Source organism: Arthrobacter oryzae, from assembly GCF_030812315.1.
GTDB lineage: Bacteria > Actinomycetota > Actinomycetes > Actinomycetales > Micrococcaceae > Arthrobacter > Arthrobacter oryzae_B.
On record NZ_JAUSSM010000006.1, the window covers coordinates 50427 to 64259 of the forward strand.

Consider the following 13833-nt stretch of genomic DNA (forward strand, 5'->3'; position numbering starts at 1 on the left):
GGTTTGGAAGGCTTCATCAGTAGGCAGGCGTCAGTAGGCCAGGGCGCGGTCCAGCGCCTCAAGGATGCGATCGATGTCCGGCAGGTAGTCCTCTTCCACCTTGGCCACGGGGTAGGGCATGTGGAAGCCGCCCACACGGATCACCGGAGCTTCGAGGGACAGGAAAGCCCGCTCGCTGATCCGGGCCGCGATTTCCCCGCCGATGCCGCCAAACGTAGGTGCCTCGTGGGCAACAATCAGCCGGCCGGTCTTCCGCACGGACTGTGTGACGGTGTCGAAGTCGATCGGCGAGATGGACCGAAGATCAATGACTTCCACGCTGCGGCCGTCCTCGGCCGCGGCATTGGCCGCGGCCAGCGCCACGGGAACGAGCGGGCCGTAGGCCACTACCGTGGCGTCGGTCCCCTCCCGCAGCACATGCGCCTTGAACGGGTCCTCCGCGTTCCCAGGCGCCTCGATGTCCACGTCGCCCTTGAGCCAGTAGCGTCGCTTGGGCTCGAAGACGATGATCGGGTCCTGGCATTCGACGGCCTGCTGGATCATCCAGTAGGCGTCGTGCGGGTTGGACGGGGTGATGATGCGCAGCCCGGCCGTGTGCGCGAACAGAGCCTCGGGGGATTCGGAGTGGTGCTCCACCGATCCGATGCCGCCGCCGTACGGAATACGGATGACAACGGGAACCGTGAGGTTGCCGTTGCTGCGTGCATGCATCTTGGCCAGCTGGGTGGTGATCTGGTTGAACCCGGGAAAAACGAAGCCGTCGAACTGGATTTCGCAGACGGGGCTGTAGCCGCGCAGCGCCAGCCCGATCGCCGTGCCGATGATGCCGGATTCAGCGAGCGGGGTGTCAACAACGCGCTCGGGGCCGAATTCCGCGATCAGGCCGTCGGTGACGCGGTAGACGCCTCCGAGCGGGCCGATGTCCTCGCCCATGAGCAGCGACTTGGGGTTGTTGGTGAGGGCTGCGCGGAGACCTTCATTGATGGCCTTGGCTATGGTCATGGTGGTCATCAGTTGGCCGCCTCTCCTGCTGCGGCTTCGGATCCGGCAGCGTCTTCAAATCCCGCGCTGTACTGCTCGAACCAGGCCAGTTCCTCCGCCACGAGCGGATGCGGCTCCACATACGTGTTGGCGAATGCGGACCGGATGTCCGGCGTCTCGAGGTCGTGCGTGGTGCGCCTGACGTACGCGGCAAGTTCGTCGCCGTCTGCCTTGACCTTGGCGAAGAAGGCGTCGTCGGCAAGGCCCTTCGCGCGCAGGTACTTTTCCAGCCTGGCCAGCGGATCCTTGGCCCGCCAGGCGTCCTCCTCGGCGGACTTGCGGTACTTCGTGGGGTCGTCCGCCGTGGTGTGGGCGCCCACACGGTAGGTGAAGGCCTCGATGAGCACCGGGCCGTTCCCCTGGCGGGCATGGTCCAGCGCCCATTCGGTGACGGCGTGCACGGCGATGACGTCGTTGCCGTCCACGCGGATGCCCGGGAATCCGTAGCCCTTGGCACGGTTAGACAGCGGTATGCGTGTCTGGACGGTGCTGGGCACCGAGATGGCCCAGTGGTTGTTCTGGCAGAAGAAGACCACCGGAGCCTTGTAGGAGGATGCGAATACCATGGATTCGTGCACATCGCCCTCGGAGCTGGCACCGTCCCCGTAGTACGCAATGACCGCGGCGGGAGGTTCCGTGCCCGCGGGATCCGACGCAGCCGCGAGCTGCTGGTCCCGCTGGATGCCCATGGCGTAACCCACCGCATGGAGGGTCTGGGCAGCCAAGACCAGGGTGTACAGGTGAAAGTTGGTGTCCTTGGGGTTCCAGCCGCCGTTGGACACTCCGCGGAACTGGCGGAGCAGCTCGGCCAGGTCAACGTTGCGGGTCAGGGCAACGCCGTGTTCACGGTAGGTGGGGAAAATGTAGTCCTGCGGCTGGCTGGCCCGGCCCGAACCGATCTGGGCGGCCTCCTGGCCGGTGAGCGGCACCCAAAGCGCCAGCTGACCCTGCCGCTGCAACGCAGTGGCCTCCTGATCGAAGCGCCGGATGGCCGCCATGTCCGCATAGAACCCCCGCAGTTTTTCAGCGTCGAGGCGGTTGGCGTACTCGGAAAACACCGAGTCCTCGCCCAAAGTGCCGTCGGGCCCCAGGAGCTGGACCATTGGTGCTGCGGGCTCGCCCAGAACGGCCTCGGCTTCCGCCTCGAGCTGGTCGTCTACCCCGGTTCCGTCGAACTCGGTAGCGGGCAGATGTGTGGCGCCCATACCGTCTCCTCGCTTGCCGCACTGAGTGCATCGCAATATCGCTGGGATATATGCCGGACTGGGAATGCATTCCGGGTCCGGCATATATTTTGGCTTACTGTCCCTTACTTTATCCGCAGTAGGCGGACGCCGGGCGTTATGTTAAGCGCTAGGAACGCCGTGGCGGCTTTGTATAGTTCGCACAGAGTTCGAGGAAGCGAGTGTTCGCTTCCACCTCGCCGATGCTCACCCGCACGCCCTCGGTGCCGAAAGCCCGGACAGAGAGGGCCTGCTCGCCCGCCAGTGCTGCGAACTCCGCACTGTTTTCACCAAGATCGAGCCATACGAAGTTGCCTTGGGCGTCCGGCACAAACCAGCCGAGGCTGCGTAGTCCGGCCGTGACACGGTCGCGCTCGTCCACCAGGCTTTGTACCCTTTCTACAACCTGGCTGAAGTTTTGCAGCGATGTGATGGCTGCCCGCTCGGCGATCTGCGATACGGCGAACGGCGTGGCGGCCACGCGGAGGTGCTGGGTAAGGTCCGGATTCGACACGCTATAACCGACGCGCAGTCCGGCCAGCCCGTGCGCCTTGGAGAAGGTCCGCAGAACCACCACGTTGGGGTACTTGCGGTACATCTCGATGCCATCCACGGCGTCCAGGGCCCGGACGAACTCCTGGTAGGCCTCGTCGATGACAACGACGACGTCGGACGGGACCTGGCGAATGAACCGTTCGGTTTCTCCCTTTTCCAGAATGGGACCTGTGGGGTTGTTGGGAGTGCACAGCAGGATAACTTTGGTTCGCGCCGTCACGGCGGCTGCCATGGCATCCAGGTCGTGGCGGCCGTCGGCGGTCAGCGGAATCCTGACGCTCTCAGCCCCGGCAAGCCCGACGCAGATGGGGTAGGCCTCAAAGGACCGCCAGGCGTAGATGACTTCGTCCGCTTTGCCGTCGTCGTTCTGGCCGGCGAAGGTCACCAGCAGTTGGTTGAGGGCGCCTAGGCTGCCTGCGCCAGTGACGATGTCCTCGGCCGGTACCTTCAGGAACTCCGCAAGCGCGCCACGGAGCTTGGTGCTCAGGGGGTCCGGATAACGGTTGAAGTCCGTCTGGTCCGCGATGGCCTGCAACACTGCAGGGATGGGCGGAAGCGGGTTCTCGTTGGAGGAGAGCTTGTAGCTCTCGAGGCCCTCCACGGCGCCAGGAGGCTTGCCGGCGGCGTAACGGGGAAGCCTGTCCACGACCGGGCGGGGTCTGATTCCCCCCGCGGTGTTCTCTGGTGAAGTCATGGCAACTAGCCTACTTCTCCGTCCCTGCCGGTTTCCTCCGCTGTATGAAACCATGGGGCCATGTTTTCTTTCATCGTGCGGGTTCTCATTAACGGTCTGGCTCTCTGGATTGCCAGCTGGATCCTGCCCGGCCTCGACATTTCCACCACTGCGACGACGGAAGCCGTGGCCCAGGGCGGCGTCACCCAAGGATCCGACCCTCTCGGCGTGGTCCTGGCCTATCTGTTCATCGGCCTGATTTTCGGCCTGGTCAACGCCTTGGTGCGCCCCATCGTGAGCCTGCTGTCCCTGCCGATCACCATCCTGACGCTGGGGCTGTTTACGATCATCATCAACGCAGCCATGCTGTACCTGACGTCCTGGCTGAGCAGCTACACCCCCGTCCACTTCACCATCGACTCGTTCTTCTGGACTGCCGTGCTGGCAGCCATCATCATCACCGTTGTCTCCCTCGTGGCAGGCAGGATCACGGGAGTCCGCCGCTGACACGCTTTTGCTGCTGCCGGCCGGCAGCAGCAAAAGATCCTGCCTCCATGCCCGCTTATCGTCCGCCGGCTGGCCTGATCCGCTGCTGATGCTCGGGACGGGCGTCGGTATAGACGGGTTTTGCCGGCTGGGGCTCACGGTTAAGGGCGAAGCGGGTGGCCGTACCTGCACCTCCCACACCTAGAACGCCGGCCAGAACCGCCGTGTTTGCCGCCAGCGAGGGATCTTCACTCGCGGACACTGCCTTGGCTCCAGCCTCGTAATTGGCGAGTTTGTGGCCTGGCCCAAGCCCGGGGTTCTCGCCCGGCAGAGTAACCTCCCGGCCGGTCAGCGTGACGGTGACCCTGTCCCGGGTGTCCGGGTTGGGAGTCCCGTCACTGCCGGGGACCCAATCCTGGCGGTGTTCCAGGTGGAGCGAAGTGATTCCGGGCTGCGGCGTGATCCCGCCAACCGGTGATCCGGCCGTCAGCACGTACTTGAGGTCGAATTCGGCTAGGAACGCCTTGTCGCTGCTGAGGTTCATGGCGTGCGCTCCGCCCTGGCTGTAGCCCACGGCCACCACCTGATCGCCTTTGACGGCACCCGCCTGGTGCAACGCCGACAGCACGGCCGCATTCACCTGTTCCGAGCCGTATCCCAGCGCCTCCGCAATACCTGCCTCATCCAACGGGTTCGTGCCTCCGGGAGGATCCCCGGGTTGGGTGCCGGGAACAATGACGACGAACGCCCTGCGGCCGTTGTTCTCAACCTGGACGACCTCAATCTTTCCGTGCCCCTCAGCATCCAGCTCACGGAGCCTGGCGAGGAGGCCTGCGGGCGAAGTGTCCACATTGACGTCACGGGTGACATCCTCGACGGCGGTCACCGGTCGGGGTTTCAGCATCGGAATTGCGCCCTCGGCGAGCCGGCGAATCAACGGACCGATGGCGGAAAAGCCACGGCCGGCTGCCATTTCGGCCGCCAGCGCCAGGGACAGGTCTTTGGGGGCAATGCCCAACGCCATTCCGAATGCCAACGGAGCTGCCAGGGCCTCGGCGGCGTCACGGCTCAGGAAGTTGGATTGAGTCAGATCAACGAACAACAGGGGCAGGAAGCCCCAGCCGTCCTCGGGCTGGGGGATTCCTGTTGCCGCACGGGACTCCGCAACTTCGTAGTCGCGGTGGCTCGCCCGCACCTGGCTGCTGAGGTGCTTCAGTTCTTCCCGGACGGCGCGGACCGACTGGCCGCCTTCGCCGACGGCGATGAGTGCCGCGGTGCCGCTGGGCCGCGGATCGTATTGGTAGGGACAAAGCTCTTCCCAGATCCGCCGGACGCCGATCTCAACCGCGGCGAGCTCGTCGGCCAGACCATCGAGTTCAGCCGCACCTGCCACGAGTTCCTCCACCTGGAACCGGATGCCTCCGACGCCGCCGCGGATCCGCATGTCCCCGTCCGCTCTCGGCTCCAGCGGAACCAGCGGCCCGCCGCTTCCGGAGGGTGTGGCCTCGGACATCAGAAACCGCCGCCGGGCGTCCGCTGGGAGGAGACCGGGACCTGCTGGGAGTGACGAAGCACGGCTTCTGAGGCAGCCATCAGCCGCTCCCTGGCGCGACCCAGCGCAGCCGCCTGCAACGAAATGGCGGTGCGGTACGCCTGCCCTGCGGGCGACTCCCATTCCGCCATCTGCACGCGGCGGAACCTGAGCATCGAGGTATCGAGGCTGTAAGCGAGGTCAGCAACCCGCCACGCCAGTTGCTGCACTTCGAAGCTCCGCGAGCCACACGCGTTGGCATCTGCTGCGGTGATGCTGCCGCTCATTTCCATTTGCCTGCTCATTTCCGTCACCTGGCTGTCCGATCCGGCATGTCCGGTGATCCCGACGCTACGGAACGCCAAAGCGGCGTGGAACTGCCGGCGTCGGCCATGTGGATAATCCGGACACCGCATTGGCGGCAGCGCCGGGGAGGGAAAGTCACACGGACACCGCGCTTAAGGGGCGGTGCGACTTCGTGAAAGAATCAGGACATGCCTGAAACTGCCGCCACAGCTGACACCCGTACGCCTTCCGGACGCCTGGCCCTCGCCGCCTCGCCGGACCAGATTGCCCTTGGCCCGCTGGACGGACGCTACCAGTCCGCCGTCTCGCCCCTGGTGGACTACCTGTCCGAGGCGGCCCTCAACCGGGACCGCGTGGCCGTCGAAGTTGAATGGCTCATCCACCTGACCAGCAACAACGTGCTGCCGGGCGCCGGTCCCCTGACGGCGGAGCAGCAGGATCAGCTCCGCGCCATCGTCACTGAGTTCGACTCCGCGTCGGTCACCGAGCTGGCCGAAATCGAAGCCGTGACGGTGCACGACGTCAAGGCCGTGGAATACTACATCGGCCGCAGGCTGCCGGCGGTTGGCATCGAACGGCTGACCGCCATGGTGCACTTCGGCTGCACGTCCGAGGACATCAACAACCTCTCGTACGCCTTGGGCGTCAAGGGTGCTGTGGAGGACGTGTGGCTGCCCGCCGCGAAGGCGCTGGTTGCCCAGATCAGCAAGATGGCCGATGACAACCGCAGTGTTCCCATGCTGTCCCGCACACACGGCCAGCCGGCCACGCCCACCACGCTGGGCAAGGAACTGGCCGTCATCGCGCACCGCCTGACCCGCCAGCTGGACCGGATCGCCGAGACCGAATATCTGGGCAAAATCAACGGCGCCACCGGCACCTATGCCGCCCACGTGGCCTCCGTACCGGGTGCCGACTGGCAGCAGGTTGCAAAGTCGTTCGTCGAGGGACTGGGACTGACCTGGAACCCGCTGACCACCCAGATCGAAAGCCACGACTGGCAGGCCGAGCTCTATGCCGACGTGGCCCGCTTCAACCGGATCCTGCACAACGTGTGCACGGACATCTGGAGCTACATCTCCATCGGCTACTTCGCGCAGATCCCGGTAGCAGGCGCCACCGGGTCCTCCACCATGCCGCACAAGGTCAACCCGATCCGCTTCGAAAATGCCGAGGCGAACCTGGAAATCTCCTCCGGGCTGCTGGACGTCCTGGGCTCAACCCTGGTCACGTCACGCTGGCAGCGCGACCTCACCGACTCGTCCTCGCAGCGCAACATCGGCGTGGCTTTCGGCCACTCGCTGCTGGCCATCTCCAATGTGGCCAAGGGCCTGGAGCGCCTGGATGTGGCCGAGGACGTCCTGGCCGGTGACCTCGACACCAACTGGGAGGTGCTGGGAGAGGCCATCCAGATGGTGATGCGCGCCGAGGCGATTGCCGGCGTCGAGGGCATGGAAAACCCCTACGAACGGCTCAAGGACCTGACCCGCGGGCAGCGCGTGGATGCGGCCCGGATGCAGGAATTCGTGCAGGGCCTTGGCCTCTCCGCGGACGCCGAAGCACGGCTGCTGGCCCTGACCCCGGGCAAGTACACCGGCATCGCGGACCAGCTGGTGGACCACCTCAAATGAAACTCCTGCTCATCCGGCACGGCCAGACGCCCGGTAACGTCCTCGGCCAGTTGGACACCGCGCACCCGGGGCCCGGGCTCACAGAGCTCGGCGAGCGCCAGGCCGAGGCGCTGTCCCGCGCCCTGGCGAACGAGCGGATCCACGCCCTCTACGCTTCCACACTGATCCGGACCCAGATCACGGCCGCGCCCCTTGCCCGGGTGCACGGGCTGGAAACCGAGGTGCTTCAGGGCATTCACGAGATAGAAGCCGGGTCGCTGGAGAAGCTGACGGACCACGAATCGCACAAGCGGTATCTGAGCACCATCTTCTCCTGGGCCGACGGCCAGCTGGACCGCCGCATGCCTGCCGGGCCGAGCGGCCGGGAGTTCTTCGAGCGCTACGACGCCGCGATCGCCAAAATAGCGGCACGGGCAAACGGAGCGGGCAACTCCGGATCCGTAGCCATGGTCAGCCACGGCGCAGCCATCCGCGTGTGGGCCGGCCTGCGGGCCGGCAACATCGAACCCGACTTTGCGATCAGGCACGCGCTGGACAACACCGGAATTGTTGCGCTGGAAGGCGATCCCGACAACGGCTGGGAGCTTATCCACTGGGACGACAGCCCCGTGGGCGGCCTGGCGCTGGCAGACCGCACCGCAGAAGATCCGACGGGCAGCCCGGCATAGCGGCGGCACACGCGGGGCCATTGAACGGCACACGCCAGACACCAAACTGCACTGGACTGCATCCCGGAACGAAGCCATGATGAAAGCAGGCGTGGGGACAGGACGGTCAGCCGCGGCATGCGGTGGCTCCCCGCGTTGTGGAGGCGCAGTGGCATGTCACGCAAGGCGGTACCCACCGAGGCTGAACCGGCCCCCGGTCCCTCCGGGCCAGACCAGCCATTCCTGGCGGCCTACTACGAACACGTGGCGCCAGAGGACCTTCAAAGCTATGGCCCCGAAAACCTGGAGCAGCGGGCAACAGCCCACAGGAAACTGGCTGACAGCCGCCCGCCCGGCACCGCCGCCGTCGATGTCCTGAATGAAAGCGACGCCAGCGTCCTGCTGGTGGTTGCGGACGCCATGCCGCACCTGCTCCATTCCCTCACGGCCGAACTGGCGCGCGAAAACGAATCCATCCGCCTGCTCGTCCACCCCGCGTTCCTGGTCCGGCGCGATCCGCAGACGCATAGGCTGCTGGAACTGCGGGCGGGGTCGCCACAGTCCGGGCTGCCGGCAGGAATGCCGGGTACCGACGGATTCCCTGCCGCGGCAGGGGCCCCGGCGACCGGCACGGCGAATGAGCCGCACGGCTGGTCGTCCGAATCCTGGGTGGCAGCCGAAATCGGCCGGCTGCCGGGGGCACGTGGAATCCGGGAGCTCACCGGCAATGTGCAGCGCGTCCTGGCTGACGTCCAGCTGGTGGCCGACGACACTCCGTCCATACATTCCAAGCTGGCCCGGGCGATTGGGGCGGTGGAACAGTTCCAGTTCTCCCACGGAACTGTTCCGGCTCCGGAACAGCTAGGAGAACTCCTGCGCTGGCTGGACCGCGGCAACTTCATATTCCTGGGATATTGCGAATACGGATACTCGGCAGCGGGAGGCCGGCCCGAGGCAGAGCTGCGGCCAGCGACGGGACTCGGCCTGCTCCGCGAGGGCCGCAAGGAGGCCCGCCAGGAATCCTTCCATACGCTTGCCGGTCTTCCGCACAAGCAGGTCTTCACGCTCTCCACATCGGACATGAGGTCGTCCGTCCCGCGCCCGGCTTACCTGGATTCAATCCACATCCAAACCTTTGACCGCGCCGGGAATGCGACGGGCGAGATGCAGTTCGTTGGCCTGTTCGCTCCCGGGGCCACCGGCCGGTCGGTGCGGCGCATCCCCGTTATCCGGGATAAGGTCCAGGCCGTCCAGGAACGCTTCGGATTCACCGAGGCCTCCCATCCCGGCAAGCAGCTGCTGGCTGTCCTGGAGTCCTTTCCGCTCGACGAGCTGTTCCACCTGGACCTGGACGAGTTGTCCCGGCTGTCCCGTGAAATCCTGCTGCTGCAGGCCCATCACCAGACGCGGGTGTTCCTGCGCGCGGACAGCTACGGCCGTTTCATGACGGCGTTGGTGTTCCTCCCCCGCCATAGGTACAGCACCGCCGTCCGGCTTCGAATCGAACAGGAGCTCAAGCAGGCTTTCAGGGCCTCCTCGCTCGAATTCGAAGTCAGGCTGAGTGAATCGCCCATGGCACGCGTGTTCTTCCGGATCCTGCTGCCTGCCGGCGGGACGCCCGACGTCGACCCCGCCGCGCTGGAGCGAACCGTGATCAGCGCAACGCGGACATGGGCCGAAGGCCTGGACGAAGCGCTCCGGGACAAACTGCCGCCCGTGGAGGCAAGCCGGCTGTCGGCACTCTGGTCCGCCGCTTTCCCCGCCAGCTACCGTGCCGATTTCGAGGTCGAGGATGCGGTGGAGGACATCCGGCGGTTTGAACAGTTCGACCTCGACGGCGCAGGCGGCCGGGACCTGCACAACCCGCTGCTGGCCGTCTATATCCGCCCGGATGCTGCCCCTACATTGGCTGAGGATGCACGGATACGGCTGTACCTGACCGAACCGCAGAGCCTGACGCAGATTCTGCCTTACTTTCACAACCTCGGCCTGGAGGTGCTGAACCAGCGTCCCTTCGACGTCCTGCGGGGCAACAGCCGGCCGCTGTTTCTGTACGATCTCGGCGTCAAGTATCCGGCCGGTGTAGACCCCGCCGGCACCAGCGAGTTGCTGGCGGATGCCTTCGGTGCAGCCGTCCGGGGGGACGAAGAGTCCGACCGCTTCGACGCCCTCGTCCTCCGGGAAGGGCTCACGTGGCGGAAGGTGGTCATCCTGCGCAGCTACGCCAAGTACCTGAGGCAGCTGGGAACCATCTACACCTACGGCTTCATCGCCGACACCCTGCTGGCCAACGTGCCCGCCACCGACGCACTGCTCAGCCTGTTCCGTGCCCGGTTCGATCCCGAACTCAACCCCTCCCGGCGGCTCCAGGATACGGCTACCGCCCGCGCCGCAGTGGCCGAGGCAATCGATGCCGTCCCCTCCTTGGAAGCGGACCGCCTGCTGCGGACCTTCCTGAACCTGATGGAGGCCACAACCCGCACCAACTTCTTCCGCTACCGGCCCTACCTGAGCTTCAAGCTCCGGCCCTCCGACATTCCCGGCGCACCCTACCCCCGGCCGAAATTTGAGATCTGGGTCTATTCACCCCGCGTGGAGGGCGTCCACCTGCGGTTCGGGCCGGTAGCCCGCGGCGGGCTCAGGTGGTCGGACAGGCGTGAGGATTTCCGCACCGAGATCCTTGGCCTCGTCAAGGCCCAGACCGTCAAGAATTCGGTGATTGTCCCCACCGGCGCCAAGGGCGGTTTCTATCCGAAACGGCTGCCCAGTCCGGTCTCTGACCGCACCGCCTGGCTCACGGAGGGTGCGGAAAGCTATAAGGACTTTGTCCGCGGGCTGCTGGACGTCACGGACAACCTGGATACGTCCGACGTCGGAACGTCGCCCTCGCGCGGAACGCGGGGGACCCCCGGTCGGGTCATTCCCCCGGAGAACGTGGTGAGGCACGACGACGACGATTACTACCTCGTGGTGGCGGCAGACAAAGGAACCGCGGCATTCTCCGATACGGCCAACGCAGTTGCACTGGACTACGGCTTCTGGCTCGGTGATGCCTTCGCCTCGGGCGGTTCCGTCGGCTATGACCACAAGCAGATGGGCATCACGGCCCGCGGCGCCTGGGAGTCCGTCAAACACCACTTCAGCGAACTGGGCATCGACTCGCAGCGGGAAGACTTCACGGTAGCCGGCATCGGCGACATGAGCGGCGACGTGTTCGGCAACGGAATGCTGCTCTCAAAACACATCCGGCTCGTGGCAGCCTTCGACCACCGGCACATCTTCCTGGACCCGACACCGGACGCGGCGCCCTCACTGGAAGAACGCCGCCGCCTGTTCATGCTGCCGCGATCGTCCTGGGCGGACTATGACGCCTCGCTGATCAGCCCGGGCGGCGGAGTGTATTCGCGCCACGCCAAATCCATCCCCATCACCGTCCCCGTGGTTTCGGCGCTGGGGCTTCCGGGTTCGACGTCGGTGATGACCCCACCCGAGCTGCTGCAGGCCATCCTGCGCGCGCCGGTGGACCTGATCTACAACGGCGGGATCGGGACGTACATCAAAGCGTCGTACGAAACGCACGCCGACGTGGGCGACAAGGCAAACGACTCCATCAGGATCAACGGCAATGAGGTCCGGGCAAGGATCATCGCTGAGGGCGGCAATCTTGGCGTCACGCAGCTGGGCCGGATTGAAGCCGCTCTGGCCGGCGTCCTGCTCAACACCGATGCGATCGACAACTCGGCCGGAGTGGACTGTTCAGACCACGAGGTCAACATCAAGATCTTTATCGACCGCATGATCGCCACAGGAAGGATGGGAGCCTCCGAACGCGCCGGGTTCCTGCACTCGCTCACGGACGAAGTGGCGCGGCTCGTGCTGAAAAACAACCACGACCAGAACACCCTGCTGCTCAACGACCGGGCCCTGGTCCTGAACTGGAGTCCAGGCTTTGAGCGGACCATGGACTGGTTGGAGAACGCCTCCGACCTTGACCGGCGGTTGGAAGGCCTGCCAGGCACCGAACAGCTCCATGCGCGGCTGCTGACGGGCAAAGGCCTCACGACACCCGAATTGTCCGTGCTGGCGGCCTACGCAAAGATCGAGCTGGCCAAGGAACTGAACGAAAGCGACGTCGCCGAGGATGCCTGGTTCGAACGGGTACTTCGCGGCTACTTCCCACATCAGCTCGCGGACCGCTTTGGCCCGGAACTCCATACCCACCCGCTGCGCCGGCAGATCATCTGCACCGTTCTGGCCAACGACATGATCAACCTCGGCGGAATCACCTTCGCCTTCCGGACCATCGAGGAAACCACCGCCACGGCCGCAGCTGTTGCCAGGGCATTCGTCGCAACCCGCGAAGCCTACGACCTGCAGCGGTTCGTGGACAGGATGGCCGAGCTTCCCGCCGCGTTCCCCAGCGAACAGGCCGCACAGCTGACCGTGCACATGCGCCGGATCCTTGACCGGGCCATCCGCTGGTACGTCACCCACGATCATCGCGACCAGCCCGTTGACCAGGCCCTCGCCAGGATAATGCCCACGCTGGAGCTGCTGCGGAACAGGACCCGTGACTTCCTGCGCGGTGACGGCATCGACCTCGTCGAGGAACGGCAGGCGCACTGGGACGGCGTCGGGCTGCCGCATGACCTGGGCCGCCGCGCCGCCGACCTCCTTGAGAGCTTCGGGCTCCTGGACATCTCGCTGATATCGGAACGGATCGATGAACCCATCGAACAGATCATGGACCTGTATTGGACCGTGTTTGCGCGGATCGGCGCACTCAGGCTGCTGCTGCGCATCACGGCCCTTCCCCGGGAGAACCGGTGGGAGGCACTCGCCCGGGCAGCACTGCGTGACGATGTCTATTCAGCCGTTGCCGACATGGCGATTTCGGTGATGGAGATGACGAAGGGCGCTGACTCGGAAGGAGCCGATTCCATCGAGCGGATCGTGGCGTGGGAACGCGGGCACCAGGAGCAGCTGGTGCGGATCAAGGACACGTTCGCGGAGGCCACCAGGCCCGGACAGACTGACATCCACTCGATCTCGGTGGCGCTCAAACTGCTGCGGACGCTGGTGCGGCGTTAGGCTGTGGCCCTCCCGTGGCGAACCACGGAGCACTGACGCCACAGTTCTCCGGACGCTTACCCGTAGGAAACATCATGGTAATCGCCTGCTCTTAGGCTTATTTTGCATAACCCTTCGGCGAATCGAGGCAGCAATGCAGACCAATCCCCGACTCAACATCAGGCAGGTCACCTGGGCAAACCCCGTGGGCGCCGACCTGCGTGCGGCGCAGCAGGCGGAACTGGACGCCCGCTTCGGCACGAAGGACCACGAACCCGGGCCGCCGCCGTCGGAAGCGGATACTGCCGTCTTCCTGGTGGCCTATGAGAAAAGCTCGGGACAGCCGGTGGGCTGCGGCGGCCTGAGGATGCTGGATTCGACGACGGCGGAGATCAAGCGGCTGTACGTCCTGCCCTACACGCGCGGTTCCGGTGTTGCCAGCTCCATCCTCGCCGCGCTGGAGGCGCACGCGTACGGGATGGGCGTCACCTCGATCACCGCCGAGGCGGGCTCCGCCCAGCCGGACGGCCGGAATTTCTACCAAAGCTGCGGCTTCGACGAAGTGCCCAACTTCGGCCCCTACGTTGGCGTCGAGCACTCCTACTGCTACGCAAAGACGATAGATTCGCACAGCGCCGCCCACACCGCCATGGCCTGACGACGGCGGCAG

10 protein-coding genes are annotated in these 13833 nt (G+C 65.5%); 5 read left to right on the forward strand and 5 right to left on the reverse strand.

Annotated features, from left to right (window positions below):
- Positions 1-30: 30 nt before the first annotated feature.
- The 3 genes from J2S97_RS13150 to J2S97_RS13160 all read right to left on the reverse strand — a co-directional run bounded on the left by J2S97_RS13150 (position 31) and on the right by J2S97_RS13160 (position 3513).
- The gene (locus J2S97_RS13150; RefSeq protein WP_307050111.1) at positions 31-1011 is read right to left on the reverse strand and encodes an alpha-ketoacid dehydrogenase subunit beta; all 981 of its coding nucleotides are present in this window, start codon (positions 1009-1011) and stop codon (positions 31-33) included.
- The gene (gene pdhA / locus J2S97_RS13155; RefSeq protein WP_307050113.1) at positions 1011-2246 is read right to left on the reverse strand and encodes a pyruvate dehydrogenase (acetyl-transferring) E1 component subunit alpha; all 1236 of its coding nucleotides are present in this window, start codon (positions 2244-2246) and stop codon (positions 1011-1013) included. Before pdhA ends, J2S97_RS13150 begins: the two co-directional genes overlap by 1 nt.
- A 148-nt stretch (positions 2247-2394) precedes the next feature.
- Positions 2395-3513 (reverse strand): histidinol-phosphate transaminase, encoded by a 1119-nt coding sequence (locus J2S97_RS13160; RefSeq protein ID WP_307050115.1) that lies wholly within the window; start codon positions 3511-3513, stop codon positions 2395-2397.
- 60 nt (positions 3514-3573) lie between these two features.
- Here J2S97_RS13160 and J2S97_RS13165 point away from each other — a divergent pair, with 60 nt between their 5' ends.
- Positions 3574-3999 carry a phage holin family protein gene (locus J2S97_RS13165; protein ID WP_307050117.1) on the forward strand — a complete coding sequence of 142 codons (426 nt, stop codon included), beginning with the start codon at positions 3574-3576 and terminating at the stop codon, positions 3997-3999.
- A 55-nt stretch (positions 4000-4054) separates the two neighbouring features.
- Here J2S97_RS13165 and J2S97_RS13170 read toward each other — a convergent pair whose 3' ends face one another.
- Positions 4055-5491, reverse strand: coding sequence for a hypothetical protein (locus tag J2S97_RS13170; protein ID WP_307050119.1), 1437 nt, complete (start codon positions 5489-5491; stop codon positions 4055-4057).
- The gene (locus J2S97_RS13175; protein ID WP_307050121.1) at positions 5491-5814 is read right to left on the reverse strand and encodes a hypothetical protein; all 324 of its coding nucleotides are present in this window, start codon (positions 5812-5814) and stop codon (positions 5491-5493) included. Before J2S97_RS13175 ends, J2S97_RS13170 begins: the two co-directional genes overlap by 1 nt.
- 189 nt (positions 5815-6003) lie before the next feature.
- Between J2S97_RS13175 and purB the strand changes: the two genes are divergently transcribed.
- The 4 genes from purB to J2S97_RS13195 all read left to right on the forward strand — a co-directional run bounded on the left by purB (position 6004) and on the right by J2S97_RS13195 (position 13821).
- Entirely contained in the window at positions 6004-7446 is a 1443-nt protein-coding gene (purB, locus tag J2S97_RS13180; protein ID WP_307050123.1) for an adenylosuccinate lyase, read from the forward strand.
- Positions 7443-8114 (forward strand): histidine phosphatase family protein, encoded by a 672-nt coding sequence (locus tag J2S97_RS13185; protein WP_307050125.1) that lies wholly within the window; start codon positions 7443-7445, stop codon positions 8112-8114. Before purB ends, J2S97_RS13185 begins: the two co-directional genes overlap by 4 nt.
- A 153-nt stretch (positions 8115-8267) precedes the next feature.
- On the forward strand, positions 8268-13184 hold the full coding sequence (locus tag J2S97_RS13190) for an NAD-glutamate dehydrogenase (protein WP_307050127.1): 4917 nt from the start codon (positions 8268-8270) through the stop codon (positions 13182-13184).
- 133 nt (positions 13185-13317) lie between these two features.
- Complete coding sequence (locus J2S97_RS13195; protein ID WP_307050129.1) at positions 13318-13821, forward strand: GNAT family N-acetyltransferase; 504 nt, start codon at positions 13318-13320, stop codon at positions 13819-13821.
- Positions 13822-13833: the final 12 nt, after the last annotated feature.